The organism is Streptomyces sp. NPDC032091 (genome assembly GCF_055580265.1).
The window spans coordinates 1-24,818 of the sequence record NZ_JBVILR010000012.1 but is presented as its reverse complement, the minus strand read 5'-3'; the positions used below and the strand labels follow the sequence as shown (position 1 = coordinate 24,818).

Sequence of the window (24,818 nt, the reverse complement as noted above, 5' to 3'; positions counted from 1 at the left end):
GGCTCAGAGGCCCTCGGCGCGGTGCGTCGGGCGTCCGTCCACCACCGTGAGCAGCACCGGGAGGCCGGGCAGTTCCTCGGCGGCGGTGGTGAGGGGGTCGGCGGCGAGCACCGTCAGGTCCGCGCGGAATCCCGGGGCGAGACGGCCGGACTCGTGTTCGGCGCCCGCGGCGTAGGCGGGGGCCGTGGTCATCCCGCGCAGCGCCTCCAGGGCGGTGAGGGCCTGTCCGGGGCCGTGGGGCGCGAGGGTCAGGTCCCGGCTCGGGCGGCGGTGGCGGGCACCGGCCATCACGCCCAGCGGCGGGAACGGCGCGATCGGCCAGTCGGAGCCCAGCACCACCGTGGCGCCGGCGTCCCGCAGGTCGCGGCAGCGCCAGGCCCGCGAGGCCCGCTCCTCGCCCAGGCGGCGCGACCAGTTGTCGGTGTGGTCGGCGCGGGTGAAGTCACAGCAGTGCGTGGGCTGCATGGACGCGATGACCCCCAGCTCGGCGAAACGGCGCAGGGTGTCGTCCGGGACGGTCTCGATGTGCTCCACGCGGTGGCGCACCCCGCCGGGCCCCCCGGAGGCCCGCGCCTTCTCGACGGAGTCGAGCACGTGCCGGACCGCCGCGTCGCCGATCGCGTGCGTGGCGGTGGGCACGCCCGCCCGGTGGAGTTCCCCGACGACGTGCGTGTACGCGGCCGGGTCCGGCCAGAAGGAGCGCGTGGACTCCCCGTCGCGGTCGGGGTGTTCCAGCCAGGCCGTGCCGTTGTCGATGGTGCCGTCCATGAACAGCTTCACCCCCGCGACCCGCCACAGCGATCCGCCGGTGCCCTGCTGTGCGATGAGGTCGCGCACCCCGTCGGGGCCGGTGCCCGGCTGGCACCAGGGCGCGACCCGCAGCCGCAGCGGGAGTTCCCCGGCCGCGTCGAGTTCCGCGTACAGCTCCAGGCTGTCCCCGTTGGCGTCCATGGCGTGGCCCCCGGTCAGGCCGGCGGCGGCCATGGCCCGCAGGGCCGCCGAGAGCCGCTGCCGGCGCTGCTCGCGCGTGGGCCGCGGGGCGACCCGTTCGACGAGTGCGCAGGCGGCGTCCTCCTGGAGGAGGCCGGTCGGCCGCCCGTCGGCGTCGCACACGACCTCGGCGGAGGCCTGGCCGAAGGTGCGCGGGCCGTCGACCCCGGCCAGTTCCAGGGCGCGCCGGCTGGCCAGGGCCGAGTGGGCGTCGAAGAGCAGCAGGAACGCCGGGACCCCGTCGAGCACGGAGTCGAAGGGGGCGGTCCCGACGGGCCGGTCCCCGAAGACGTTGGGGTCCAGGCCCCAGCCGAACAGCCATTCACCGGGCGCGAGGCCGCGCACCCGTCCGCCCAGCTCGCGCCGTACGTCCTCCAGGCCGGTGCAGCCCGACAGGTCCAGGCCGTGGGTGAGTTCGGCGCCGGAGACCGGATGGAGGTGGCCGTCGGTGAGACCGGGGGTGACCACGGCGCCCTTGAGGTCGACGACCGTGGTCGCGGGGCCGGCGAGGGCCCGTACCTCCCGGTCGTCGCCCAGGGCGAGGATCCGGCCGTCCTCTCCGGCCGCGAGGGCGGTCTGCGGCAGGAACAGCCCCGTCGCGGGGTCGAGCAGGCGGGCGGAGAGCAGGACGAGACGGGCGCGCACGGCGACTCCTTGTGGCAGGCGGGGCGAGGGGTGAGGAGAGGTCAGTCGGTGCCAGCGGGCCGGGAGGGGGGTTCCAGGGCGCCGTGCGGCAGGCCGAGGCTCTGTTCGGCCGTCGTGACGGCCAACCGGGCGACCGCCGCGGGCCGGCCGCCGGTGTCGGTGTTGGCGTGCGCCCCGAGACCGTCCAGGACGACGAGGATCTGGAGGGTGGAGACGTACGGATCCGGGGTGCGGAACTCCGCGCGGGCGACGCCCTCGCGGATCAGCCCCTCCAGGCGGCCGCGCCAGGCGGCCTGCTGTGCGGCGACCCGGTCGCGCAGGACGGGCCGGTAGCGGCTGAGGTGGCGGGCGTTGATCCACAGGCGGCTGATGGCGTCGTAGTCGTCCCCCGCCGTGTGGGCCAGGAACCGGGCGAGCCGCCGGGTGGGGCCCTCCGCGCCGGTGTCCTCGGGAAGGAGGCGGTCCAGCTCGGCGCCGGCGGCGCTGCCGAACGCCTCGGCCACCAGGTCCTCCACGGACGGGAAGTAATGGCTGATCAGACCGGGCCGGACGGTGAGCCCGTCGGCGATCCGCCGGAGCGTGACGCACTCCAGCCCCTCGGTCAGCGCGACCTGCGTCGCCGCCTCGACGATCTCCGCCCGACGGGCGTCGGGGGACTTGCGAACCCGTTTGCGCTGAACGCTTGACGACATACCGGCGATGCTATTGAGTGTGCGACCAATAAGCAAGCAGGCGGGATACGCACGCACACCGGAGGGCCACATGGCATCCACGACCCCCGACCCCCGGCCCCGCCCGGCCGGCGCACCGGGACCGGCCCCGCACCCGCCCGAGCGGACGGGGCGCGTCGAAGCCCACGGCATCGACCTCATCCCCGACTCCGAACGCCACGGCCGGCCCCGGGACCTCTTCGCCGTCTGGGCGGCGGCCAACGTCAACTACCTCGGCCTCGTGATCGGCGGCGCACTGGTGCTGATGGGGCTGAGCCTGTGGCAGACCCTCGCCGTGCTCGTCGTGGGCAACCTGTTCTGGCTGCTCACCGGGCTCCTGGCCACCTCCGGACCGGCGGCTGGCGCGCCCAGCGAGGTGATCACCCGGGCGCTGTACGGGGTCCTCGGCAACCGCGTGAACAACGCGGTCGGGGGCTGGCTGGTCTCCGTCTGCTACTTCGCCCTGAACCTGGCGGCCGCCTCCACCGCCGCCTTCTCCCTGGTCGAGCGGGCCGGTGCGACGGCGGGCACCGGCGTCAAGGTGGCGGTGATCCTGCTGATCGCCGCCCTCACCCTGGCGATCAGCGTCTACGGCCACGCGATGATCATGAGGCTCTACCTTCCGATCACCCTCGTCCTCGCGGCCGCCTTCGCCGTCGTCGCCGTGGCGGTGGCCCGGCACGCGGACCTCTCCTACCATCCGGCCGAACCGCTCACCGGCACCGCCCTGTGGGCGGCCCTGATCGCCGGCACCACCCTGACCGCCTCCGGCCCGCTGTCCTACACCACCAGCGCCGACTTCTCCCGCTACCTGCCCCGCACCGCCTCACGCGGAGCCGTCACCGGATGGACCGCGCTCGGCGCCTTCCTGCCCAGCGTGCTGGTCTCCGCCCTCGGCGCGCTCGCCGCGACCGCCGTCGACATGACCGACCCGCAGAACGCCCTCCAGCGGATCCTGCCCGGCTGGTTCGCCCCCGTCTTCCTGCTCGCCCTGGTCCTCGGCACGATCGCCGCCAACGCCCTCACCGCCTACAGCGCGGGCCTCGCGCTCCAGGCCGTCGGCCTGCGCATCCGCCGCTCCGTCAGCGTCCTCTTCGACGGGACCGTCGCCGTCGCCCTCACCCTGTACGGGCTGCTCGTCTCCCGCTTCCTCGACACCGTCGGCAACGCCCTCCAGGTGATCGTCGTCCTGATCGGCCCCCTGATGGCCGTCTACGCCACCGACGTCCTGCTGCGGCGCGGCCGCTACGACGGCGCGGCGCTCCGCGACGAGAGCCCCGGCGGCCCCTTCTGGTACACGGGGGGCTTCAACCCGGCCGGCGCCCTCGCGACCCTGGCCGGCGTCGGCGCGGCCGCCCTCTGCGTCGACACCCTCTACACGGGCCCGGTCGCCGCGGCCCTGGGCGGCATCGACCTCTCCCTCCCCGCCGGCATGCTCGTCTCCGCCACGCTCTACGCGGCCCTGATGCGCACCGACCCCACCGTCCGCGCCACCCGCGCCGGGAACTGACGCACCGCCGGCGGCGGCACGGACGGCGGCGGGCGGCCCACCGGACGGGGGCCTACGCTGGGCGTGCCGCGCTCGGAAGGCGTCGCGCGGAAGGGAGTCGGGCCGTGCGGACGTTCGTGCTGATCCACGGGGCCGGCGACGGCGGCTGGTACTGGCACCTGGTCGCTGCGGAGCTCCGGGCGCGCGGTCACCGGGTGGTCGCCCCGGACCTTCCCGGCGGCGACGACGCGCTGACCCTCGACGACTACGCCGACGCCGTCGTGGACGCGGCCGGCGACGCCCGCGACCCGGTCGTCGTGGGGCAGTCGTTCGGCGCGTTCACCGCCCCGCTCGTCGCCGCCCGCCGCCCCGTCGCCTCGCTGGTCCTGGTCGCCGGGATGGTCCCCGCCCCGGGCGAGTCACCGGACCGGTGGTGGGACGGGACCGGTTACGCCGAGGCCGTACGGCGCCGTGACGGCCGGGACGGCGGCCCCGCCACCGGCGGCGACCCGTACGCCGCGTTCTACCACGACGTCCCCCGCGACCTGGCCGAGGAGGCGATGCGCAGGGAACGGGCCCATCCCTCGCCGGCGGCGTCGGCCCAGCCGTGGCCGCTCGACGCCTGGCCGGGCGTGCCGACGAGGTTCGTGCTGTGCACCGAGGACCGCTTCCTGCCACCGGCCTTCCTGCGCCGCCTCGTGCGGGAGCGCCTCGGAGTCGTCCCGCAGGAGCTCGCGGCGGGCCACTGCGCCGCGCTCAGCCGTCCCGTCGAGCTGGCCGCGGCGCTGGCCGCAACGGACAGGGTCTGACCCCGGCGCCCGGGTGGCTCAGTCGAGGCAGAACTCGTTGCCCTCGACGTCCTGCATGATCAGGCACGACTCGTTGAAACTGTCGGCCCGCAGCAGCTCCACCCGGGTCGCGCCCAGCGCCACCAGCCGTGCGCATTCGGCCTCCAATGCGGCCACACGCTCCTCGCCCACGAGCCCGGTGCCGACCCGGACGTCGAGGTGCACCCGGTTCTTGACGCTCTTCCCTTCGGGAACGCGCTGGAAGAACAGCCGCGGGCCCACGCCCGAGGGGTCCTGGCAGGCGAACGCCGAACCCCGCCGCTCGGGCGGGAGCGAACCGTCGAACTCGTCCCAGTCGGCGAACCCCGCCGGAGGCGGCGGCACGACGTACCCCAGCACCTCGCACCAGAAGCGGGCGACCCGCTCGGGCCGCGCGCAGTCGAACGTGACCTGAACCTGCTTGACCGTTGCCATCGGGCCACCGTAGCAGCAGGTCCGAGAGCCTCGACTTCCCTCAGGAGCACCGTGGTTGGCCTTCTGCGGAGCCCGGCGAAGAGAACGGCGCAGGCCTCCGGATGAGATGCCGTCAGGGCCGGTGCCCGGACACGGAGCGGCGGGAGACGGGGAAGTCGAAGTAGGTGTCCGGGAACAGTTCCGGCTTGTACGTGAAGTGCCACCACTCCTCGGGCAGGTTGACGAACCCTTCCGCGGCCAGCGCCCCCTCGAGCAGCCTGCGGTGGGCGCGCTGTGCCCCCTGGATGCGCGGGTCGTCGGTGTGGGAGAGGGTGTCGAAGCAGTCGAAGCCGGTCCCCATGTCCACGGAGTTGTCGGGGTACCGCTGCTCCGGCGGCGCGTAGCAGGGCACGGATTCCTGCCCCGGCGTCGGCGGCGGCGCCGGGAGCGCGGGCAGCGGCACGATCGTGAGGTCCATGGTGCCGCCTCGGCTGTGCCCGGACTTCTCGGCGATGTAGCCGTCCTCGAACAGGCGGGACTTCTCGACCCGCGGATAGAACTCCGCCTTCCGCCGTTCGTCGGCCAGGTCTTTCGCCCAGCGCACGAAGTGGTCCACGGCCCGCTGCGGCCGGTAGCAGTCGTACACCTTCAGCGAATAGCCCTGGGACAGGAGGTGCGTCTGGGCCCGGTGCAGGGCCTCGGCCGCCGGCCGGGTCAGGATGCAGACGGGCTGCCGGTAGCCGTCGATCCGCTCGCCGACGAAGTTGTGCGCCGACACGTAGCGCATCTCCTGGATGATCGTCGGGTCCACGGAGTCCAGCGCGACGAAGGCGCGGGGGGCCTTGGGCTCCGGCGCCCCGGTGGCGGCGCCGGCGCCGGCCGCCGAGGTCGTCGCGAAGACGGTCGTGGCGGCCACGGTCACGGCGATCCGCACCCTCGTCGGCATGGTCATCGCGTTCTCTCCCTGGGGCTGGGGCTGGGGCTGGGGCTGGGGGCTCCGGCCGGGGCCGGCCGGGCCGCGGTCGCGGTCGCCGGGTCCCTCGTCTCCTCGTCCGCTCCTCCCGGATGTATGCCTCGGACCCCGAAGTCTGTCCGGCGGACCGCCCGGGATTGGCTCGGACCGGCCCCCTGTCAGCGGGAGACCAGCGCGTCGAGCGCGGCGGCGACGGGGGCGACGCCGTCCTCGGCGGCCAGCCGGCGGGCGATCCGCCGGGCGCGGTCGCGGTGGCCGGGCTCGGTCACGGCCCGCCGCAGGGCGGACCCGAGGGTGGCGGAGTCGAGGCGGCGCAGGGGCACCGCCTCGGGGGCGGTGCCCAGTTCCACCAGGCGCGAGGCCCAGAAGTGGGCGTCGAACTGGACGGGGACGGGTACACAGGGGACGCCCGCGCGCAGGGCGGCGCCGGTCGTGCCGGCTCCGGCGTGGTGGACGACGGCCGCCATGCGGGGGAAGAGCAGCGCGTGCGGGACGTCGCCGATGGTGATCATGTCGTCCCCGGTGGCCGCGAGGCCCGCCCAGCCGTGCTGGATCACACCTCGCAGCCCGCACGCGCGCAGGGCGGTGACGACGTGCGCGCTGACGCGCCGGGGGTCGGGCGTGGTGGCGCTGCCCAGACCCACGTAGACCGGGGCGGGGCCGGAGCCGAGGAAGTCCTCCAGTTCCGCCGGGAGCCGGCCGCCGGTGTCGTGGGGCCACCAGTAGCCGGAGACCTCCAGCCCGGGACGCCAGTCACGGGGCCTGGGGACCACCAGCTCGCTGAAGCCGTGCCAGACGGGCCAGCCCTGCCGCTCGCGGTCCCGGCGGGCGGGGGAGAGGCGGCGTACGGGCAGGCCGTGGTCCGTGGCGAGGCCGCGGGCGGCCCGGGTGAAGACGTGGTCGACGGTGGCGAGGACGGCGTTCCCGCCGATCCGGTTGGCCAGCGGTCCCAGGGAACGGGTGCCGAGCATCGGGGGCGGGAACGCGCGGGTTCCGTGCAGGGGTTGCAGGAAGAGACCCATGCTGGGCCGGGCCAGGGCCTGCGCGATGGCGTAGCCGAGGGGTGCGACCGTGCCGCCGGCCAGTACGACGTCCGCCTCGCGCGCCGCCTGCACCAGAGGGGCGGCCATCCCCGGCGCGATCCGCCTCGCCAGGGCCACGGCCCGCAGCAGTTTCACGGCGCCGGTCCGGCTCCGGTGCAGGTCCCGGCCGCGCCGCGAGTGCAACTCCGCCCGCGGGTCCCCGGGAAGGGTCCGGAACCGCATCCCCGAGCCGGCGACCAGCGGTTCGAACACGCCGTGGGTCACCAGCGTGACCTCGTGTCCGGCCCGGACCAGGCCGGCGCCCAGGCCCGTGTACGGTGCGACGTCCCCGCGCGACCCCGCGGTCATGATGGCGATCCTCACGCGGCCAGTCTGACGGCGACGAGCACAGGGCCGGGGCGGCGTCGCGTGGCGGCGGCCGGAAATCCTCCGAACCGGCAGCGCCCCGCGCCGTGTTGACGGGCGGGTTCCGGCCCTTCGATCACTGGCTGGGTGCGGGCCGGCCGTGCCCCGCGTGGACCGACCGGCGCCCGCCCCTCCCGGCGCGGCCGTGACGGCCGGTCAGGGGGCTGCCGCCGAAGTGGCGTTGTCAGTGGTCGCCGATAGCGTCGGGGGTGTTGGAAGAGCCGTTTCCCGACAGGAGTGGACGATGACCGAGAACCGTGTGCAGCCCGTGCTCAGGGTCGTGCTGACCGATGTGAACGAGCGCGTGGTGGAGGCGTGGCGGGCGGCGTTCGCGGACACCCCGGGGATCGCGATCCGCAGGGGCTCGATCCTCGACGAGGACGTCGACGCCTGGGTCACCCCCACCAACTCCCTCGGCCGGATGGACGGCGGGGTCGACGCCGTCATCAAGCGGCACCTCGGGGCCGGCATCCAGCTGCGCGTCCAGCGCGCCATCCGCGACCGGTTCGCCGGGTCCCTCCCGGTGGGCAGTGCCGTCTGCGTCCCGTCGGGGGCGGCCGTCCCGCGTTACCTGATCTCCACGCCGACCATGGTCCAGTCCTCGCAGAACGTCCGGGACACGCTGAACGTGGCCCTGGCGTGCGCCGCCGCGTTCCAGGCCGTCCACCGGCAGAACCGGCGGGAGCCGGGCAGCATCCGCTCCGTGGCGCTGGTCGGGATGGGTGCGCAGACCGGCCGGGTCCCCGCCCGGGTCTGCGCCAACCTGATGTGGACCGGCTACACGCTCTTCCACGACCACTGGTTCGAGAACGACGACGAACTGCGGGCCACGATCACCGCCCAGCTCGACGGGATCGAGCAGGCGCCGGCCACGCGGCGGGTGCGCATCGTGCCGCCGAAAGGGCATTCCTTTCGCCGCTGACGCCGCCCCCGCCGCCGCCCCGCCCGCCGCACCCCTCCACCCCGCCAGCACGACGACCGGGAGCCACGCCCCCATGAACGACACCGCCGCCGCCCCGGCCCAGCCCGACGCGAGCGACCCGCTGCACCTCACCGAACTCTTCAAGGGAGGCGGTGAACCCTGGCTGCCGCTCCTGAAGCCCGTCATCGAGGCACAGCCGGACGCCGCCCGCTTCATCGGCCAGGGCCGCAGCCCGGAAGTCGTTCCGGTCCGCGAGCTGACCTTCCAGGCCCTCAAGCCCCATCCGCCGCACAAGTGGAAGGTCGTCGTCTTCGGCCAGAACCCCTACCCGCGGCCGGAGAGCGCCACCGGCATCGCCATGTTCGACAACACCTTCAACGACTGGAAGGACAGCCAGTTCGGCAGGGTGGTCAGCATCCGCTGCATCATCAAGGCGGCCGCGATGTGGAAGTACGGCATCGTGAAGAAGACACCGATCGCCGACGTCCGCGCCCTGCTGAAGGAGCACGACACGGTCCAGCCGCCGGAGTGGTTCCAGGCGATGCTCACCCAGGGCGTGCTGCTGCTGAACGCCGCGCTCACCGCCAGCGGTGACGGCGCCCTGGGCGCCGACCGGCACACCGCCTTCTGGCGGCCCGTCGCCGAACGGATCGTCGAGGAGATCCTCAAGGCCAAGCAGGACGCCGACGAGGAGGACCGCAGCGTCGTCTTCGCCTGGTGGGGGGCGCACGCCCGCAGCCTGAAGAAGGTCGTCCAGCGGCTCCAGGCGAAGTACCCGGACGTCGAGGTCCGCCACATCGACCACGCCAACCCGGCGGCCCAGGGCGACCTCTTCTGCGAGGGAGACCACTTCGCCACCGTCAACGACGCCCTCGCGTCGCTGGGTGCCGAGCAGATCGACTGGCTGCCGAGCAAGGGGTGGGACCGGGAGGCCGGGGAGACCGCCGCCGGCGCCGCGGACGGCGACGTCGCGGCACGGATGGGGGCCTTCATCGCCTCGACCATGGAACTGCACCAGCTCTATCTGGAGCGGCTCACCAGCGTCAAGGACGAGGGACTCGTCCTCCCGGCGATCACCGGTGTGTCCGACACCCCGCTGATGGACTTCCGGGCGGCCGTCGCACCCGTCGCCGAGGTGCTGTCCGGCCTGGGCCGCCACATCGACCGCTCCCTGGAGTTCGGCAAGCGCCGGGCGGACGAGACCGCCCGGGCCGGCCGGCTGTCCGCCGACGCCATCGCCGCGCTCCACCTCTACACCTGCGAGTCCGCCTTCTACCGCGAGATCAACGCCGTCCTGCGCTCCCCGGACCGCACCAGGGTGGTGCCCTACCTCGGCTACCTCCGGCTGCTGTTCTCGGCGGTCTCCGAGCTGCCCGCCCGCACCGCGCCGCTGTGGCGCGGCGTCTCGCTGGACCTGCGGGCGCAGTACCCGGTCGGGGGGACCGTGACCTGGTGGGGCGTGTCCTCGTGCACCTCCGAGCTGAGCGTGGCCCGTTCCTTCCTGGGCAGCCGCGGCAAGCGGACGCTCTTCGAGGTGACGCCCGCACGCGCGGTGGGGATCCGGAGGTTCTCGGCCTTCACCGGCGAGGAGGAGTACATCCTCGCGCCGGGCACCCAGCTGAAGGTGACGGAGGTCAGGAGCGAACGGGGCGGCCTGTGCACGGTCCGGCTGACCGAGGCGGAGGCCGGGCCCCTGGTCTCCTGACCCGGGGCGGCGCCCCCCCGAGCCCCGCGCCGGCCCGGGCGGCCGGCTCAGTACGGCCGGGCCCGCTGCGCGAAGGCCGGGGCCAGCTCGTTCTGCGCGGCGCGCGGGAAGGCCACGGTGGCGGGGTCCCCGTCCGAGACGTAGCGGTCCTTCCCGGCGGCGAGCTTGTCCAGCCAGCGCGAGGACCCGAACTCGGCGTCCTCGTCCTTCGGGCCCGCCGAGCGGATCCGGGGGATCGCACCCGGGGTGAAGGACTTCGCGTACGGGGAGACCGACGGGTTGGCCCCCACGAGGTACACCCCGTCGTAGCGGTAGTCCGCCCCCCGCGCCGCGACCCCGGCGGGCTCGGGCATGGCGCCGAAGGGCAGGGCGAGCGAGGTGACCCGCGTCCCCGGTGCGGCCTTCTCGATCGCCTGCTGGCCGGCCGAGATCGCCCGGGCGGCGCCCGCCTGGTCCAGGGACCGCAGGTTCTCGTGGCGGTCGGTGTGGTTGGCGACCTCGTACCCGTGGTCCTTCAGCCACGTCAGGGCCTTGGCGGCGCCCGTGGCCGAGAAGGCGTCCGCGTTGACGAAGAAGGTCGCCACCGGCTTGAACGCGGGGTACTTCCTCGCCGTCTCCGCCAGGATGGCGACGGCGGTCCCGGGCGCCGGGGCACCGTCCGGGCCCAGCCGCACCTGGCTGTTGGTCGAGTCGTCGAAGGTCAGGACCACCGGGTGCGCGCCGGCCGGGATGTCGATGTGCCCCGTCTGGAAGTCCCGCGCGGTCACCGGCACGTAGTCCTCCCGCGCGAGGCGTTCCAGCTCGGCGCGGAAGTCGGCCGGGGTGCGGTCGTAGACGCTCGCCGGCTTCTCGGTCAGCTGGTGGTACATCAGCACCGGGACCCGGCCCAGCTCGTTGGCGCCGACCACCGCCGGGTCCTTCGCCGCGACGGGGCTGGCCGCCGCCGGCGGGGCGGCCCCGCGGGGTTCCCCGGCGGCCGGTGACGTCCCCGTCGAACAGCCGGTGGCGAGCAGTGCGGCGGCGCCCGCGAGGACGCCGAGCGGGACGAACGGGTGGCGCATCAGAGGGCCTCTCCACGGTGCGGGTGTCGTGCCATACCTACCGGGGACGGCGGTGCGCATACCGCACTGTCCCCTGCTCGGCGTAGCCGCCGCGCCGGAGCCGTTCGCGGCCGTTCGTGTGAAATGTCGGCGGGGCGGGGCCGTCGGCCCGCGGGGCGGCAATGAATGGAAACAGCGCCCGGCCCGCACATCCGGCCCGCACCCCCCACGCCCACGGCACGAAGGACGGCGAGATGTCCCGCACCCGCATACCCCGCTCCGGTCCCTCCTCCCGCCCCCGCCGGCCGGCCCGCAAAGGCGCCCTCATAGCGACGGCCGGAGCGCTCGCGCTGGCCGGCGCGGGCGTCGGCGCCTGGACGTTCCTCGCACCGGGCCCGGGCATCGAGGGCGTGAGCGACGGCGCCGTCCTCAGCGGCCGCGCCGCCGCGCAGGTCAGCGCCTACCTCGCGGCCGGCGCGCCCGCCGGGGGCAAGGGCCTGCACGCCACCCTGGACGGCGCGGCGGTCCCCCTCACCGCCGACGGCGCCCGCCTGAAACTCGCCCTCCCTCAGCTCAAGGAGGGCCGGCACACGCTGGTCGTGGCGGGCGACAGCAGCCTCCCCTTCGCCTCGCACCGCCAGGTCGTCGGGTTCAGCGTGGACAGCACCCCGCCCGAGCTGAAGGTGGCCGCCCCCGAGATCAAGAACGCCTCCGCCCCCGTGACCATCAGCGGAACGGCCTCCACGGATGCGGAAGTGAGCGTCAACGGCAAGAAGGTGCCCCTCGACAAGGCCGGTGCCTTCAAGGCCACGGTGCCCAAGGGCACCCCCCTGGTCACGGTCACCGCGGTGGACCGCGCCGGGAACACCACGACCAAGGACGTGTCGGCCCGGGGGCGCCGCCCCATGATCCGGGCCGCGCACATCACGGCCATCGGCTGGGGCGACGACACGCTGCGCGGCGGCGTCCTCGCCCTGGTCCGCAGCGGCAAGCTCAACGCCGTCGAACTCGACGTCAAGGACGAGGACGGCGAGGTCGGGTACGCCTCCCAGGTGCCGCTGGCCCGCGAGATCGGCGCGGCCAAGGGCTACTACGACGCCCGCAAGGCGATCGACGAGCTGCACGCCGCCGGCGCCCAGGTCATCGGCCGCATCGTGGCCTTCCGCGACCCGAAGCTGGCCGCGGCCTCCTGGAAGGCCGGCAAGCAGGACCAGCTCGTGCTGACCCCGTCCGGACAGCCCTACGACGGGGGCCACTACGGGGCCCTGTCCTTCACCAACTTCGCGAACCCCGCGGTCCGCAAGTACAACCAGGACCTCGCCGTCGAGGCGGCCCGGCTCGGCTTCGACGACATCCTCTACGACTACGTGCGCCGGCCGGACGGCCCGCTGTCGCAGATGCGCTTCCCCGGCATCGGCACCGCGACGCCCGAGCAGTCCATCACCTCGTTCGTCGCCGACACCCGGACCGCGCTGCGCCCCCAGGCCAAGTACCTCGGCGTCTCCGTCTTCGGGATCGCCGCGACCCGGCCGACCGAGATCGCGCAGGACATCGGGGCCCTGGTCAAGGTCACGGACTACGTCGCCCCGATGGTCTACCCCTCCCACTGGGCGCCGGGGGAGTACGGCGTCGCACAGCCCGACACCTCCCCGTACGCCATCGTGCAGCGCTCGCTCGCCGACTTCGCCCGCCTGGCGAAGGGCACGCAGACCGAGATCGTCCCGTGGCTGCAGGACTTCTCGATGGGCAGCACCTACGGGCCGGCCGAGGTGGCCGCCCAGATCAAGGCCGCCGAGGCCAACAAGATGGAGTCCTTCATCCTCTGGAACGCCGGCGCCCGCTACCAGGGAGCGGCGCTCCAGCAGATCACGGCGCACTGACGGGGCCGGCCGCATCCCCTCGGGGCGGCGGCCGGCCGCGCAGCGGGCGGGTCCCCGGCGGCGGGGGCCCGCCCGCGCGCGTCAGGCCTTCAGGATCCGCCCCGACACCGCCAGGGTGACCCGGCGGGGCGTCAGGGAGGCGGCGAGCGCCGAGACGCGGTTGGCCAGGCCCGCGACGATGCTGGGCGGGGTCTTGCCCCGCTCCAGCGCCCGGCGGGTGGCGGTCACGACCTGCTCGGGGGTGGCCATGCGGCCGACGGCCGCGTCCCGGCTGCCGACGACGTCGAAGAACTCCGTGCTGACCGGACCCGGGGACACGGCGAGCACCCGCAGCGGGGAGCTGCGGGTCTCGTAGCCGACGGCCTCGGTGAAGCTCAGGACGAAGGCCTTGGTGGCGCCGTAGACCGCCATCGCGGGCGTCGGCTGGTAGGCCGCCGCGCTCGCGACGGTGACCAGCGCGCCCCGGCCGTCGGCCGCGAGGTCCGGCAGGAACGCCCGGGTCAGCTCGGCGACGGCCACCACGTTCAGCTGGATCATCTCGTTGATCTGCGCGACGTCCTGCCGCACGAAGGGGCCGTGGCTGCCGAACCCGGCGTTGTTGACGAGCGTGTGCACCACGATCCCGCGGGCGTCGAGCTCGGCCCGCAGCGCCGCCGCGGCGCCGGGCAGGGCGAGGTCGGCGGCGACCACGTGGGCCGTGACGCCGTAGCGCTTCTCCAGATCGGCCGCGAGCCCTTCGAGCCGGTCGAGGCGGCGGGCGACGAGGACGAGGTCCGCTCCGCGCTCGGCCCACTGGCGGGCGAACTCGACACCGAGGCCCGCGCTCGCCCCGGTGATCAGGGCCACGGTTCCCTGGTATGTCATAGGCATCGTCGGCTGCTCCGTTTCCACGTGTCGAATGGAAACGAATGTAGGCGGTGCCACCATTGTAGTCAATGACAACATGAGAGAGGGGGGTCCGCCTTGACCGAGGGGCCCTACCACCACGGCAACCTCAGGGCCGCTCTGCTGGAGCGCGCGGAGGCCGTCCTCGCGGAATCGGGCGCGGACGGCCTGTCCCTGCGCGCCCTGGCACGCGACCTCGGTGTGAGCCACGCCGCGCCGTCCCGCCACTTCCGCGACCGGCAGGCGCTGCTCGACGCCCTCGCCGTCAGCGGCTTCACCCGGCTGAACGAGCGCCTGCGGGCCGCCGCCGAAGCGCCCGGGCCGGTGCCGGCGCGCCTGGCCGGCCTGGGACGGGCCTACGTGGAGTTCGCCGTCTCCCACGCGCCCCTGCTGGACCTGATGTTCAGCGCCAAGCACGCGGACGACTCCAGCGCCGAACTCCGGGAGCTCGGCCACCTCAGCCTCGACACCACCGCCGGACTCATCGCCCGGGCCCAGGCGGAGGGCACCGTCCGCGCCGGCGACCCGGCCCGGCTCGCCCAGGTCGCCTTCTCCACGGTGCACGGCCTGGCCACCCTGGCCGTCGGCTCCCTCTTGGATGACACCCCGCTGGCGGAGGCCACCGACCTGGCCCTCGACGTCCTGCTCACCGGACTGGGCCACCCCGGCCGGTGACCCGCCGCCTCAGACGGCGCCCGCGAACCGGGTGTCCACCAGCAGGACGTGGCGCTCGTCCGGGGTGAGGCCGCCCCGGACCCCGTCCGGAACCCGTTCGGCCAGGGCCTGGCGGCGGCAGGGGAGCCGGACCGGGCAGCCCCCGCAGACCGCCTTGGCGGCCTCCTCGCGCTCCCGTGCGGCCGCGGCGTGCTCGCCCGGGCCCGGGGCGAAGACCGCACGGGCGACCGTGCGGCACGGCCCGTCGAGCGGCCCGGCGGACCGGGGGCGGTGCAGTACGTCCGTACGGGAGATGTCGGCCACGGGCTGTTCCTTCCGGAAGGGGCGGTCCTGCGTGACGGCCCTGTGACGGCGCGTATCACCCGAACGCGCGCGTTCATGCACCCGGACCCCGTCCGCCTCCTCCGCCCCGACCTCCCCTCCGCCGCGACGTTCCGCCCCGACGTCCCCTCCGTCCCGCCCGCCCGGGCCGTCCCGCGCGGAAGGAGGCGGACACAGGAGTCACCGGCCCCGGACCGGGGCAGGGTGGGGCCATGGTCCACGTACTCGGCAGCAGGATCCTGCTGCGCCCCACCGATCCCGAACGCTCCCGCGCCTTCTACGGAGACACCCTCGGCCTCGCCGTCCACCGCGAGTTCGGCACCGGCCCCGAACGCGGCACGGTCTACTTCCTCGGCGGCGGATTCCTCGAACTGTCGGGCCGCGCCGACGCGCCGCCCGCCCCCGGGCTGCGGCTGTGGCTCCAGGTGGAGGACGCCGAAGCGGCCCACCGCGAGCTCCGGGAGCGGGGCGCCGAGGTGCTGCGGCCACCGCTGCTGGAGCCCTGGGGGCTGATCGAGATGTGGATCGCGGACCCGGACGGCGTGCACATCGCCGTCGTGGAGGTGCCGGCCGACCACCCCCTGCGCTTCCGCCCCTGAACGCCCCCGCCGGCCCGGCCGCGCCCCCGGCTGCGCCCTCGGCTCAGCCGGTGTCCGCCCGGCCGCCGCCCGCGTCGACCGGCGCCCAGCGCTGGGACCGCGCCGTCTGGGCGCGGCGGTACTCCCGGCCCAGGTGGTGCTGGAGCCGGACGTGCCGGAACTGGTACACCGCCCCCGCCTGACGCAGGACCCCGCGCCGGTAGGCGTCGTCCAGGAAGGCGGCCGTGTCCCAGGGCAGCTTCCCCGTCGCCGGCAGCCACAGCCTTGCCAGCACCAGCCAGCGCCCCCACGCGGTGAACGACAGCGCGTACGACAGCCCGCCGCCGAGGCCCACCACACCGCCGATGTAGAGCCCGTCCCACGCGTCCCAGTGCAGCTCCCCGAGGAAACCGTCCAGCAGCGCCACGATCAGCTCGCCGCCGAACGCCACCGACAGCGCGAGCAGCGGCACCAGCGCCAGGAACTGCCGCCGGACGACGGCCCGGTTGGCGGCGAGCAGGCTGAGCGGGTCCGCCGCGGAGGCCACGTCGAGCGGGGCCTCGAAGGCCGCCAGCAGGCCGAAGACCAGTCCCGCTCCCGCACCGAAGATCAGCCCGAAGACGAGCATGTTCACGGCCGTGCCCTTCAGGACCGCCAGGTTCAGCACCAGGACCCCGTAGAACAGCTGCCGTTGCAGCGTCAGGGCGCAGGCGCACCCGAGCCCCATCACGGCCCCGCCCGCCATGACCGCCCCGAACCGCGCCGTGAACACCCGGAGCGGGCCGCGCCGCACCCCCGCGTCCCGCCCGGGTTCCGCCACCGGGCGGGCGCCCGGCAGGCGCAGCCGCAGCCGGACGTGGGCGGGCTCGAAGGTGCCGCCGCCCCGGACGATCATGACCGCGTACACCGACCCGAAGGCGAGCCCCGTGACGGGACCCATCAGCGCGCCCTGCACGAGCGTCACCCAGGCCGGGAGCCGGCCGATCAGGAAGCCGATCAGCCAGGTGCTCAGCGTGGCGCAGACCGTGGCCGTCAGCGCCACGCCCAGCACGCGCCGGCGGCGCGGCAGGAAGTCCCCGATCTCCCACCAGGCGAGGTCCTGCCGTTCCCGGTCGGGGTGGGCCAGGTGGTGGGCGAGGTAGCCGAGCCAGTGCGCCGCCCGCTCCGGGTTCCGGCCGCGCTTGCGGGCGTCCGGCCGGTAGACGGCGGGGACGAACCCCGCGAGCAGGTGCTCCTCGATGGAGCTCTCGTCGGGGAACTCCCGGGGGTCGAGCAGTTCGGCCGGGTCGGTGCCGGGCCGTTCGCTGTAGAGGGTCCGGGCCAGGGCGGTCATCAGCGGGGTGCGCAGGGCCGCGGCCAGGGCCGCCGCCCGGCCGCCGCCGTCGGACGGGTCGCGCTCCCTCAGCCGCTGCACCACCCCGTCCCACGGACCCCGTGCGCCGCCGCCGGTCCCGTCGCGGCCGCGACGGGCGGTGCGCGGCAGGTACGACGCGACGTCCTCGGGCGTGAGGTCGGCGAGCTCGATGACGGAGGCCCACACCAGCGGGGTACCGGCCGCCCCGACCGCCTCGGCGAACTCCTCGCGCCGGCTGGTCAGGACGAGCGGCGAAGAGAACTCGTTCAGCCGCTCCAGGGCGCGGCCCCGCAGCCCCTCCGCGATCTCGTCGAAACCGTCCAGGACGGGCAGGACGAGATCGGCCCCGATCAGCGCGTCGGCCATGGAGGTGCCCGCCACCCGGTCCGCCAGGTGCGGGTGGTCCCGTACGAGCCGTTCGGCCATCCACGTGCGCAGGGGCCGGACCGCGGGGTCCCAGGAGCCGATGCTGAAGATCACGGGGACCCGGTCCGGCGCGGTGGGGGACTCCAGGAAGTCCTGGACGAACCGGATGGTGAGCACCGACTTGCCCGAGCCCGCCCGGCCGAGGACCACCAGGCGCCCCGACGGCCTGCTCCGGTAGAACTCGGCCACGGCCGGCAGAGCCCCGCTCAGGTCGGCGGGGGGCCGGGGCGCCGCGGCCCCCGGCGCCAGCCGCTCGACGTTGTCCTCGTGGTCGCCGAGCGCGGCGTCGGTGCGCCGCCACCGCACCGGCAGCGGGAAGGGGTCGTGGACCCGGCGCTGCTCCTCCTCCAGCCGCCAGCGGCGCCGGACCTCCAGAGCCAGGTCACGGGCCGCGGCCAGGACCTCGTCCCGCACCAGCGTCCCGGAGGGGGCCGCCGGCGCCCGCAGCCGCCCGGGCAGGCCACCGCCGGAACCGGCCGCAGCCCCTGAGGCCCCGCCGGCCCCGGGCAGCCCGCCGGAACCCTCCGGCCCCCCGTCCGGACCGGCCGTCTCCACCGGGGCCCCGGGCCCGCTCGCGAGCAGCTCGGCCAGCCGCCCGCGTTCCTGCGGCCCGGCGCCGAGCGCGTCCTGGAGCTTCGCCAGCGAGAGCAGCGTCGGGTTCGGCGCCCGGGCACTCTCCAGCCGCCTGATGGTGCTCTCGCTCACCTCGGACTTCTCCGCCAACTGCTGCTGCGTCAGCCCCGACCGCCGCCGCAGGTCCCTCAACAGCTCGGCCAGCCGCACGAGTCGGTCGCTCGTCACCAGGCTCCCTCCCCCTCCCGGCCGGTCACCGACCCGGACCGCAGGTGAGCGTAGCGGCCGGCGACCGGTCATACGTGACCGGTGCCATGACCTGTACCCCGACCTGCGCGGACCCCAGTCTTCGAGGCGGAGAACGCGTCACCGGCGAGGCGCCGGGGAGTCGAGGAGGAGAGGAATGACCTACCGCTTCTGGTGCGGCGAATGCGGGTTCAAGACCCCCTGGGGGCCCGAATCCGTGGCCGAACGCCAGCACATGGACCACTACGCGGCCCGGCACCCCGGGCTGCGTCTGGGCGGACAGGTGGAGGCCGGCGCCACGGAGTCCGGGCGGAGCGGCGGCCTCGGCTGCGCTGGGACGGCCGTCCTCCTCGTCCTGCTCCTGATCCTCGCGGCCGCGTGCGGGCGCTGACCGGGGGAGGCAGGAGCCCGTGCCGGGCATCGCCGTACACCGTCTCCACGCCGACGACCCCGCCGTCAAGTCCCTGCTCGCGCGGGGCCCGGTGGGCCCGGTCGAGCGCGAGCGGTTCGCCCGGGAGGTGGACCCTCGCCGCCGGGTCGACGGGGCGTACACCGCCCGCGCCGTGGACGCCGACCCCGGCGCCCCGCGGCCCTGGATGGCCATCGGGTACGTAACCGGCGCCGGCCCGAGGTCCGCCGAAGCGCGCAACCGGGCCCACCGCGTCCGCCTCCCCGGCCCGCCCGACGCCCACCCGTCCGCCCCTGCCGTCCAGGACGCCGTCGGGGACGGTGGACCCTCCCGCCCGGCCCCCACCCCGCGATCGGGACGGGCACGGGCCCCGGCACGTCCGAAGGGCCCGCCCCTCCGTGACCCGGGACCACCGGGCCGAGGCCTTCCAGGCCGTCACGGGTCCGCCGACCCCCCCGCCCTCGGGCGACCGCACCGACTGCCGCTCCTGGACGGTGCTCGACGGCTCGGTGCCGCTCCGCACGGCCTTCCACCGCGACGGCCGGCGCCCGCCCCCGCGGCGGGACGCGATAATGGCCTCACCGCGGACCGCCCCGCGGCACGCACCGGGACGGGGGACGAAGGACCGATGACCTTGAGGGAAGGCCTGCGGGTGGAGCTCGCCGTGGACATCGGGCTGGGCGACGCGGTCACGGGGCCGGCCGGGGCACCCGCCGGCTTCCTGTCCCTGGCGTCGGGCACCGCAGGCACGGTGGAGCGGGTGGACGAGCGGCCCCCGGGCCACGCGGTCCTGGAGTACGAGCGGCTGCGGTCGCTGCTCGGCGACTACGGCCACACGATGCCCGCCGAGAGCAGGAAGCGGCTGGAGGAGGAGGTCGCGGCCCTCGAAGCCGAGTGGGCCGCCTTCCAGCGGGAGGGGAGCCGGGTGACGGTCCGGGTCCGCTTCGACAACGGGTTCGTCCTCGACGGCGCCCACGCGGACCTCCTCACCACCCCCTGACCCCGGCCGGCGGTGGACCTCAGGAACCGCCGGTGAGCCGGAGCACCGCGATGCCCGCCAGGACGGTGATGCCGGCGGCGATCCGCCGGTGGCCGAGGCGTTCGCGGAACACGACCGCGCCGATCAGGGTGCCGAAGAGGATCCCGGTCTCCCGCAGCGCCGCGATGGTCGGCAGGTCGCCGCGCGACTGCGCCCAGACGACGAGTCCGTACGCCAGCAGGGACAGCAGTCCGCCGGCCAGTCCGCGGCCCCACATCGGACGCAGCGCGCCGAGCAGGGCGGGCCCCCGCAGGGCCCAGGCGATGAGCGGGAGGACGAGCCCCTGGCAGAGGAACAGCCAGGCGATGTAGCCGGACACGCTGCCCGAGACGCGGACGCCGCTGCCGTCGACAAGGGTGTACAAGGCGATCATCACGCCGGTGCCGAGCGCCGCGGCCAGGGCGGGCAGCTGGGCCCGGCCGGGCATCCCGTCGGCGAGGGCGAGGGCGGCCAGCCCGCAGGAGATCACCGCGATGCCGACGGCCTGGCCGGCGGGGAGAGGTTGGCCGAGGAGGGTGACGGAGACCAGGGCCACCACGAGGGGCGAGGTCCCGCGGGCGGTGGGATACATCTGGCCGAAGTCGCCGAGCTGGTAGGCGCGCAGGAGCAGCAGCTGGTACGCGACCTGCAGCGCGGCGGAGGCGCCGAGGTAGGGCCAGGCCGCCGGCTCGGGCACCGGGGCGAGGCAGACGAGGACCGCTCCGCAGCCGGCGGAGGCGAGGCTGATCAGGGTGAAGCCGGCCAGTTTGTCGCGCAGGCCGTGGGCCAGGGCGTTCCAGACGGCGTGCAGCACCGCCGAGGCGAGGACGACGACGGGCACGGCGGCCGCGCCCGTCGGGAACGGCAGGTTGGCGGGCACGGGCGCTCCCCACGACAGGCTATGGAATGGAATTCCTTGTTACGATACTGCCATGGAAATTCATTCCACCGCCGGGGGCGGGCTCGCCGCCCGCATCCGGGCCCGCCTGCCCGAACTGCGCGACACCGAGGCCCGGGTGGCGCAGGTCGTCCTGGACAAGGGGGCGGAACTGCTGCACCTCAGCGTCAGCGACGTGGCGGCCCTGGCCGGCACCGCGCCGTCCTCCGTCGTACGGGCCTGCCAGCGGCTGGGGTTTCGGGGCTACCAGGAACTCAAGATCGCCGCCGCCCGGCAGGCGCCCGCCCCGGAACCCTCACAGGACCGGGACCCGGCCGCCCGGGCCCTCGCCGACACCCTCCGCGCCGCCCGCGAGGCGCTCGACGGGGTGACCGCGACGGTGACCCCGGACCGGCTGCGCACGGCGGCCTCGCTGATCGGCGCGGCCCCCCGGGCGCTGGTGGTCGGCGCGGGCCTGTCCGGCGCGGTCGCGCTCGACACCGCCTACCGGCTGCGCGCGCTGGGCATCGCCGTCGACGCGCCCGCCGACCCGCTGACCGCGCAGCTGGCGGCCTCGCAGCTGACGGCCGCCGACGCCTGCCTGGCCATCAGCCACACCGGCGCCACGCGCAGCACGGTGGACGCCGCCCGGCGCGCGCGGCGGGCCGGAGCCCGGGTCGTCGTCCTCACGAGCTACGCCCGCTCACCGCTGAGCGAGACCGGCGACTGCGTCCTCGTCGCGGGAGGCCAGGACCTGGTGTTCGGACTGGAGACCGTCGCGAGCCGGCTGGCCCACCTCGCCGTGGTCGACGCCCTCACCCTCACCCTGCTGGAACAGCGCGGCGCCCCGGCCGAAGCGGCCCTGCGCCTGTCGGCCGACGTCACGGTCGACCACTCCTACTGAGCGCCCGGGCCGCGGTCCGCACCGGAACGGCGGCGGTCGCCGGTCACCGCCGCCACCGGGTCAGCGGTCGCCGTCCGGGGCGAGAGCCGCGGCGACCGCGAAGAGGCGGGCGCAGCGGCGGGTCATGGCGTCCGGGGTCTGCTCCGGGTGCCCGACCCACCAGCGCACCAGGGTGGCGACGAGGTCCCGCCACACGTACCGAAGGGCGTCGGCGTCCAGCGGGTCGGTGGAACCCGCGCCCCGCAGCAGTTCGGCGGTGCCCGCGGCCGCGAGCCCGTCGATGGCCGACCAGTACTCCGCGGCCCGCCGGGCCGCCTCCCCGCCCGGCGGCAGCGTGGTGTCGTAGAGCACGAACCACGCCTCCCGCTGCCCCTCCAGCGCGGTGAAGACCGCGCGGAGCACCCGCAGCGGCGTCTCGGACGTGGTCCCGTCCGGCCCCATCGCCGTGCGCACGGCCCCCAGCAGGCGGTCGCCGACCGGGACCAGGCAGGCGACGTAGAGGTCCTCCTTCGTGCCGAAGTACTGGTGCAGCAGCGTCTTCGTGACCCCCACGCGCGCCGCGATCGCGGGCAGCGACGCCGCCGCGTAGCCGCGGGTGCCGAACTCGGCAGTGGCGGCGTCCAGGATCTGCCGCGCCCGGTGTTCGCGGGGGACTCCCTTGGTACCGGCTTTCGAAGGAGGGGTTGCCATGGAGCGATATTACCAGTACGTAATTTACCGCACGGTAAATTCCTGTCTCCAGACCTCCGGAGTCCCCCATGGACGGCACCACCGCTCGGCCGGCCCCCCGCTCCCGCTCCTGGTGGGGCTGGGGCTGGACGGACGCCCACCCCGACGACGCGGAATGCGTCGCGATGGGCGCCCTCCTCCCCGGCACCCTCGCCCGCCCGCTCCCCGTGCCCCGCGTCCGCGACCTCCGCATCGCGGCCCCCGCCGTCGAGCCGCCGCCGAGCCTCGCCCACCTGGTCACCGCCGACCCGGCGGACCGCGCCGCCCACGCCATGGGCAAGGCCTACCGCGACGTGGCCCGCGCCCTGCGGGGACGGCCCGGCCGCATCCCCGACCTCGTCGCCCGCCCCGCCGGCGAACGGGACGTCACCGCCCTCCTGGACTGGGCCGGCGACCAGGGCGTCGCCGTCATCCCCTACGGCGGCGGCTCCTCGGTCACCGGGGGAGTGGAGTACCGCGGCGACGCCCACCGGGCCGTCCTGTCCCTCGACCTCACCGCCATGGGCCGGATCCTGGAGGTCGACACCGCGGGCCGCGCCGCCCGCGTGCAGGCCGGCGCGTTCGGGCCGGATCTGGAGGACGGGCTGCGTCCGCACGGCCTCACCCTGCGGCACTTCCCGCAGAGCTTCGAGTTCTCCACCCTCGGAGGCTGGCTCGCCACCCGGGCCGGCGGCCACTACGCCACCGGCCGCACCCGCATCGACGACTTCGTCCAGTCGATGCGCGTGGTCACCCCGGCCGGGACGAGCGGCTCCTGGCGCCTGCCCGCCTCCGGCGCCGGCCCCTCGCCCGACCGCCTCTTCCTCGGGTCGGAAGGGGCGCTCGGCGTCATCACCGAGGCCTGGATGCGGCTGCAGGAAAGGCCCCGCCACAAAGCCTCCGCGGCCGTCTCCTTCACGGACTTCCACGCCGCCCTGCGCGCGGTGCGCGACCTGGCGCGGACCGACCTCCCGCCCGCCAACTGCCGTCTGCTCGACCCGGGCGAGGCCGCGCTGGCCGGCGCCGCCCGGGACGGCTCCTCCGTCCTCGTCCTGGGCTTCGAGTCGGCGCACGAACCGGTGGACGGCCGGCTCGCGCGCGCCGTCGAACTGGCCCGCTCCCACGGAGGCGGGCCGGCCGGCGGCGCCGGCCCGGACCGCACGGACGGGGACTCCGGGGGAGACGCCGCCGTACGCGCCTGGCGCGCGGCCTTCCTGCGGATGCCCTACCTCCGCGACGGGCTGGCCAGGATGGGCGCGGTGGCCGAGACCTTCGAGACCGCGGCCACCTGGGACCGCGTCCCCGGCCTGATCGACGCGGTGCGCACCGCGATCGGCGCGGCGGCGCTGAAGGCCACCGGACACCCCGCGACCGTCAACTGCCGCCTGACCCACGTCTACCCGGACGGCGCCGCCCCCTACTTCACCGTCCTCGCCGCCGGACGGCCCGGCGACGAAGCCGCCCTGTGGGACGACCTCAAGGCCGTCGCCGTCGACGTGCTGCACCGCCACCGCGCCACCATCACCCACCACCACGCCGTCGGACGGGACCACCGGCCCGGCTACGACCGCCAGCGCCCCGAACCCTTCGCGCTGGCCCTGACGGCGGCGAAGACCGCGCTCGATCCGATGGGCGTCCTCAACCCCGGCGTGCTCGTGGGCTGATGGCGACGGCCACACCCCCCTGCCCCGGTATCCGGTATCCGCTATTCGCCCGGACCCTCCGCTTGTGGGCGGGATGTGACTCCGCCCACCCTCCCTTGACCCGGCAAGGAAGGCATACCTAAGTTCTGCCCCATGTCCTCGAACCACTTCACGCCCCCGACCGGCCCGGGCGACGCGGAAACCATCGGCTTCTCCGTCGACCTCACCTCCCAGGAGATGCTCCGGCGCGCCCAGGTGATGGCCGCGCTCGGCCCCGACTGGGACCCGGTGGAGGTGCTGCGCGGAGAAGAGGCGGCGTACGACCTGCTCTACTCCGGGCTCGACGCGGAGCAGCAGCGCCTCTACGACGACCTGGTGGCGGCCGGTGTACTGCCCGTGCGCGGGGGCGGCCATGCTGCCCCTTGACCCGCAGGCCGACATCGGCCGCCGGGCCTGGGTGCCCTGCCCGCGCTGTGAGGACACCCGGGACTGCGGGCCGTGCGGGGAGCGCCGGACCTGCTCCCGGCACTGGCGCTACCTGCTCTCCAACAAGGGCAGCCTCCTGCACCTCCAGTGCCCCGGCTGCACCCACGTCTGGACGCACGAGAGCGGCTTCGGTGCCACGCGCTCGCTGTGGAGCCGGGTGACCGGCGGCCCCGCGCAGCCGTAGCAGCGGCTCGGAAAGCGGCGTTCGACGCGCCCGTTTCCTTCGATTCGCTGGCCGGAAGTGGCCCGGGACACGCACCGGACGGGGTATGAACCGGCACGCACGGTGACATAGGGGCCGCTCGGCGGTGAGGCGGCCCACAGGACCCACGTCACATCCGGCCTCGCCTAGTAGACCCGCCCGCACCCCCGCCCACCGTCTCCCACCAGCGGGATCCGCCCCTCCGCCCGGGCGGGGCCTGTCGCTCCGGTCCGAAGCCGGCTCGTAGGAGGGGGGCGTTGCCAGGGCGGCGGGGGCCTGGCTAACTGGTGATGTCGCCGGGGCGGCCGGGGCGCACAGCCCCCCGCCCGGACGGCCCCTCTCCCCCGTGTGAGTGGCTCCCGTGTGCTCCGGCATGCGCCGCGACCGCCCCTGTTCCCGTCGGAAGGTTCCTCCGTGTCCAACGCCGTCATCCGCCGCATCGCCGCTTCGAAGAAGACCCTCGCCGGTAC

The 24,818-nt window shown here is 75.2% G+C and carries 24 protein-coding genes; 13 read left to right on the top strand and 11 right to left on the bottom strand.

The annotated features are described in order from the left end of the window. Positions 1–3: 3 nt before the first annotated feature. Positions 4–1,635 (bottom strand): amidohydrolase, encoded by a 1,632-nt coding sequence (locus ACZ5NJ_RS20165; protein ID WP_468766405.1) that lies wholly within the window; start codon positions 1,633–1,635, stop codon positions 4–6. Between the two features lie 41 nt (positions 1,636–1,676). Next, on the bottom strand, positions 1,677–2,327 hold the full coding sequence (locus ACZ5NJ_RS20160; RefSeq protein WP_468766403.1) for a TetR/AcrR family transcriptional regulator: 651 nt from the start codon (positions 2,325–2,327) through the stop codon (positions 1,677–1,679). Positions 2,328–2,397: 70 nt separating this feature from the next. Here ACZ5NJ_RS20160 and ACZ5NJ_RS20155 point away from each other — a divergent pair, with 70 nt between their 5' ends. After that, positions 2,398–3,855, top strand: coding sequence for a purine-cytosine permease family protein (locus ACZ5NJ_RS20155; protein ID WP_468766402.1), 1,458 nt, complete (start codon positions 2,398–2,400; stop codon positions 3,853–3,855). A 104-nt stretch (positions 3,856–3,959) separates the two neighbouring features. Further along, positions 3,960–4,643, top strand: coding sequence for an alpha/beta fold hydrolase (locus tag ACZ5NJ_RS20150; protein WP_468766401.1), 684 nt, complete (start codon positions 3,960–3,962; stop codon positions 4,641–4,643). 18 nt (positions 4,644–4,661) lie between these two features. Here ACZ5NJ_RS20150 and ACZ5NJ_RS20145 read toward each other — a convergent pair whose 3' ends face one another. From ACZ5NJ_RS20145 to ACZ5NJ_RS20135, 3 genes are all read right to left on the bottom strand, one after another. Then, complete coding sequence (locus ACZ5NJ_RS20145; protein ID WP_468766400.1) at positions 4,662–5,096, bottom strand: VOC family protein; 435 nt, start codon at positions 5,094–5,096, stop codon at positions 4,662–4,664. 112 nt (positions 5,097–5,208) lie between these two features. Beyond that, the gene (locus tag ACZ5NJ_RS20140; RefSeq protein ID WP_468766399.1) at positions 5,209–6,027 is read right to left on the bottom strand and encodes a M15 family metallopeptidase; all 819 of its coding nucleotides are present in this window, start codon (positions 6,025–6,027) and stop codon (positions 5,209–5,211) included. A gap of 179 nt (positions 6,028–6,206) precedes the next feature. Beyond that, positions 6,207–7,439, bottom strand: a complete 1,233-nt coding sequence (locus ACZ5NJ_RS20135; RefSeq protein WP_468766656.1) for a glycosyltransferase — start codon at positions 7,437–7,439, stop codon at positions 6,207–6,209. A gap of 301 nt (positions 7,440–7,740) precedes the next feature. On the opposite strand from ACZ5NJ_RS20135, the gene ACZ5NJ_RS20130 reads away from it, so the two are divergent. Next, positions 7,741–8,418 (top strand): macro domain-containing protein, encoded by a 678-nt coding sequence (locus ACZ5NJ_RS20130; protein ID WP_468766398.1) that lies wholly within the window; start codon positions 7,741–7,743, stop codon positions 8,416–8,418. Positions 8,419–8,491: 73 nt separating this feature from the next. Continuing rightward, a complete protein-coding gene (locus ACZ5NJ_RS20125; RefSeq protein ID WP_468766397.1) occupies positions 8,492–10,123 on the top strand; it encodes an ADP-ribosyltransferase domain-containing protein in 1,632 nt (543 codons plus the stop codon). A gap of 47 nt (positions 10,124–10,170) precedes the next feature. On the opposite strand, the gene ACZ5NJ_RS20120 is transcribed toward ACZ5NJ_RS20125, so the two are convergent. Beyond that, the gene (locus ACZ5NJ_RS20120; protein ID WP_468766396.1) at positions 10,171–11,184 is read right to left on the bottom strand and encodes a polysaccharide deacetylase family protein; all 1,014 of its coding nucleotides are present in this window, start codon (positions 11,182–11,184) and stop codon (positions 10,171–10,173) included. Positions 11,185–11,417: 233 nt separating this feature from the next. Here ACZ5NJ_RS20120 and ACZ5NJ_RS20115 point away from each other — a divergent pair, with 233 nt between their 5' ends. Continuing rightward, complete coding sequence (locus ACZ5NJ_RS20115; protein ID WP_468766395.1) at positions 11,418–13,043, top strand: putative glycoside hydrolase; 1,626 nt, start codon at positions 11,418–11,420, stop codon at positions 13,041–13,043. An 81-nt stretch (positions 13,044–13,124) separates the two neighbouring features. Here ACZ5NJ_RS20115 and ACZ5NJ_RS20110 read toward each other — a convergent pair whose 3' ends face one another. After that, a complete protein-coding gene (locus tag ACZ5NJ_RS20110; RefSeq protein ID WP_468766393.1) occupies positions 13,125–13,913 on the bottom strand; it encodes an SDR family NAD(P)-dependent oxidoreductase in 789 nt (262 codons plus the stop codon). 93 nt (positions 13,914–14,006) lie between these two features. Between ACZ5NJ_RS20110 and ACZ5NJ_RS20105 the strand changes: the two genes are divergently transcribed. Beyond that, complete coding sequence (locus ACZ5NJ_RS20105) at positions 14,007–14,603, top strand: TetR/AcrR family transcriptional regulator (RefSeq protein ID WP_468766392.1); 597 nt, start codon at positions 14,007–14,009, stop codon at positions 14,601–14,603. A gap of 9 nt (positions 14,604–14,612) precedes the next feature. On the opposite strand, the gene ACZ5NJ_RS20100 is transcribed toward ACZ5NJ_RS20105, so the two are convergent. Beyond that, a complete protein-coding gene (locus ACZ5NJ_RS20100; protein ID WP_468766391.1) occupies positions 14,613–14,906 on the bottom strand; it encodes a WhiB family transcriptional regulator in 294 nt (97 codons plus the stop codon). A gap of 230 nt (positions 14,907–15,136) precedes the next feature. Between ACZ5NJ_RS20100 and ACZ5NJ_RS20095 the strand changes: the two genes are divergently transcribed. Beyond that, positions 15,137–15,523 carry a VOC family protein gene (locus ACZ5NJ_RS20095; RefSeq protein ID WP_468766390.1) on the top strand — a complete coding sequence of 129 codons (387 nt, stop codon included), beginning with the start codon at positions 15,137–15,139 and terminating at the stop codon, positions 15,521–15,523. 43 nt (positions 15,524–15,566) lie between these two features. Here ACZ5NJ_RS20095 and ACZ5NJ_RS20090 read toward each other — a convergent pair whose 3' ends face one another. Then, the gene (locus ACZ5NJ_RS20090) at positions 15,567–18,083 is read right to left on the bottom strand and encodes a helix-turn-helix domain-containing protein (protein ID WP_468766389.1); all 2,517 of its coding nucleotides are present in this window, start codon (positions 18,081–18,083) and stop codon (positions 15,567–15,569) included. A 175-nt stretch (positions 18,084–18,258) separates the two neighbouring features. Between ACZ5NJ_RS20090 and ACZ5NJ_RS20085 the strand changes: the two genes are divergently transcribed. Together ACZ5NJ_RS20085 and ACZ5NJ_RS20080 are read left to right on the top strand one after the other, a co-directional pair. Then, positions 18,259–18,492 carry a hypothetical protein gene (locus ACZ5NJ_RS20085; RefSeq protein ID WP_468766387.1) on the top strand — a complete coding sequence of 78 codons (234 nt, stop codon included), beginning with the start codon at positions 18,259–18,261 and terminating at the stop codon, positions 18,490–18,492. A 646-nt stretch (positions 18,493–19,138) separates the two neighbouring features. After that, entirely contained in the window at positions 19,139–19,510 is a 372-nt protein-coding gene (locus ACZ5NJ_RS20080) for a hypothetical protein (protein WP_468766386.1), read from the top strand. Positions 19,511–19,529: 19 nt separating this feature from the next. Here ACZ5NJ_RS20080 and ACZ5NJ_RS20075 read toward each other — a convergent pair whose 3' ends face one another. Beyond that, a complete protein-coding gene (locus ACZ5NJ_RS20075) occupies positions 19,530–20,408 on the bottom strand; it encodes an EamA family transporter (protein ID WP_468766385.1) in 879 nt (292 codons plus the stop codon). 52 nt (positions 20,409–20,460) lie between these two features. Here ACZ5NJ_RS20075 and ACZ5NJ_RS20070 point away from each other — a divergent pair, with 52 nt between their 5' ends. Next, the gene (locus tag ACZ5NJ_RS20070) at positions 20,461–21,309 is read left to right on the top strand and encodes a MurR/RpiR family transcriptional regulator (protein WP_468766384.1); all 849 of its coding nucleotides are present in this window, start codon (positions 20,461–20,463) and stop codon (positions 21,307–21,309) included. 60 nt (positions 21,310–21,369) lie between these two features. On the opposite strand, the gene ACZ5NJ_RS20065 is transcribed toward ACZ5NJ_RS20070, so the two are convergent. Further along, a complete protein-coding gene (locus tag ACZ5NJ_RS20065) occupies positions 21,370–21,999 on the bottom strand; it encodes a TetR/AcrR family transcriptional regulator (protein ID WP_468766383.1) in 630 nt (209 codons plus the stop codon). A gap of 68 nt (positions 22,000–22,067) precedes the next feature. On the opposite strand from ACZ5NJ_RS20065, the gene ACZ5NJ_RS20060 reads away from it, so the two are divergent. The 3 genes from ACZ5NJ_RS20060 (at position 22,068) to ACZ5NJ_RS20050 (ending at position 24,330) form a co-directional block, all read left to right on the top strand. Then, positions 22,068–23,681, top strand: coding sequence for an FAD-binding oxidoreductase (locus ACZ5NJ_RS20060; protein ID WP_468766382.1), 1,614 nt, complete (start codon positions 22,068–22,070; stop codon positions 23,679–23,681). Between the two features lie 132 nt (positions 23,682–23,813). Then, entirely contained in the window at positions 23,814–24,086 is a 273-nt protein-coding gene (locus tag ACZ5NJ_RS20055; protein WP_468766381.1) for a DUF6400 family protein, read from the top strand. Continuing rightward, the gene (locus ACZ5NJ_RS20050) at positions 24,073–24,330 is read left to right on the top strand and encodes a hypothetical protein (RefSeq protein ID WP_468766380.1); all 258 of its coding nucleotides are present in this window, start codon (positions 24,073–24,075) and stop codon (positions 24,328–24,330) included. The genes ACZ5NJ_RS20055 and ACZ5NJ_RS20050 overlap by 14 nt, the downstream gene beginning before the upstream one ends. The last annotated feature ends 488 nt before the right edge of the window (positions 24,331–24,818 follow it).

Excerpts from the sequence above, each read along its gene's own strand:
- ACZ5NJ_RS20050 (WP_468766380.1), top strand. The coding sequence starts at position 24,073 with ATGCTGCCCCTTGACCCGCAGGCCGACATCGGCCGCCGGGCCTGGGTG.
- ACZ5NJ_RS20095 (WP_468766390.1), top strand. The coding sequence starts at position 15,137 with ATGGTCCACGTACTCGGCAGCAGGATCCTGCTGCGCCCCACCGATCCC.
- ACZ5NJ_RS20145 (WP_468766400.1), bottom strand. The coding sequence starts at position 5,096 with ATGGCAACGGTCAAGCAGGTTCAGGTCACGTTCGACTGCGCGCGGCCC.
- ACZ5NJ_RS20160 (WP_468766403.1), bottom strand. The coding sequence starts at position 2,327 with ATGTCGTCAAGCGTTCAGCGCAAACGGGTTCGCAAGTCCCCCGACGCC.
- ACZ5NJ_RS20140 (WP_468766399.1), bottom strand. The coding sequence starts at position 6,027 with ATGACCATGCCGACGAGGGTGCGGATCGCCGTGACCGTGGCCGCCACG.
- ACZ5NJ_RS20060 (WP_468766382.1), top strand. The coding sequence starts at position 22,068 with ATGGACGGCACCACCGCTCGGCCGGCCCCCCGCTCCCGCTCCTGGTGG.
- ACZ5NJ_RS20085 (WP_468766387.1), top strand. The coding sequence starts at position 18,259 with ATGACCTACCGCTTCTGGTGCGGCGAATGCGGGTTCAAGACCCCCTGG.
- ACZ5NJ_RS20055 (WP_468766381.1), top strand. The coding sequence starts at position 23,814 with ATGTCCTCGAACCACTTCACGCCCCCGACCGGCCCGGGCGACGCGGAA.
- ACZ5NJ_RS20110 (WP_468766393.1), bottom strand. The coding sequence starts at position 13,913 with ATGCCTATGACATACCAGGGAACCGTGGCCCTGATCACCGGGGCGAGC.
- ACZ5NJ_RS20115 (WP_468766395.1), top strand. The coding sequence starts at position 11,418 with ATGTCCCGCACCCGCATACCCCGCTCCGGTCCCTCCTCCCGCCCCCGC.
- ACZ5NJ_RS20130 (WP_468766398.1), top strand. The coding sequence starts at position 7,741 with ATGACCGAGAACCGTGTGCAGCCCGTGCTCAGGGTCGTGCTGACCGAT.
- ACZ5NJ_RS20125 (WP_468766397.1), top strand. The coding sequence starts at position 8,492 with ATGAACGACACCGCCGCCGCCCCGGCCCAGCCCGACGCGAGCGACCCG.
- ACZ5NJ_RS20120 (WP_468766396.1), bottom strand. The coding sequence starts at position 11,184 with ATGCGCCACCCGTTCGTCCCGCTCGGCGTCCTCGCGGGCGCCGCCGCA.
- ACZ5NJ_RS20135 (WP_468766656.1), bottom strand. The coding sequence starts at position 7,439 with ATGACCGCGGGGTCGCGCGGGGACGTCGCACCGTACACGGGCCTGGGC.
- ACZ5NJ_RS20065 (WP_468766383.1), bottom strand. The coding sequence starts at position 21,999 with ATGGCAACCCCTCCTTCGAAAGCCGGTACCAAGGGAGTCCCCCGCGAA.
- ACZ5NJ_RS20155 (WP_468766402.1), top strand. The coding sequence starts at position 2,398 with ATGGCATCCACGACCCCCGACCCCCGGCCCCGCCCGGCCGGCGCACCG.
- ACZ5NJ_RS20070 (WP_468766384.1), top strand. The coding sequence starts at position 20,461 with ATGGAAATTCATTCCACCGCCGGGGGCGGGCTCGCCGCCCGCATCCGG.
- ACZ5NJ_RS20080 (WP_468766386.1), top strand. The coding sequence starts at position 19,139 with ATGACCTTGAGGGAAGGCCTGCGGGTGGAGCTCGCCGTGGACATCGGG.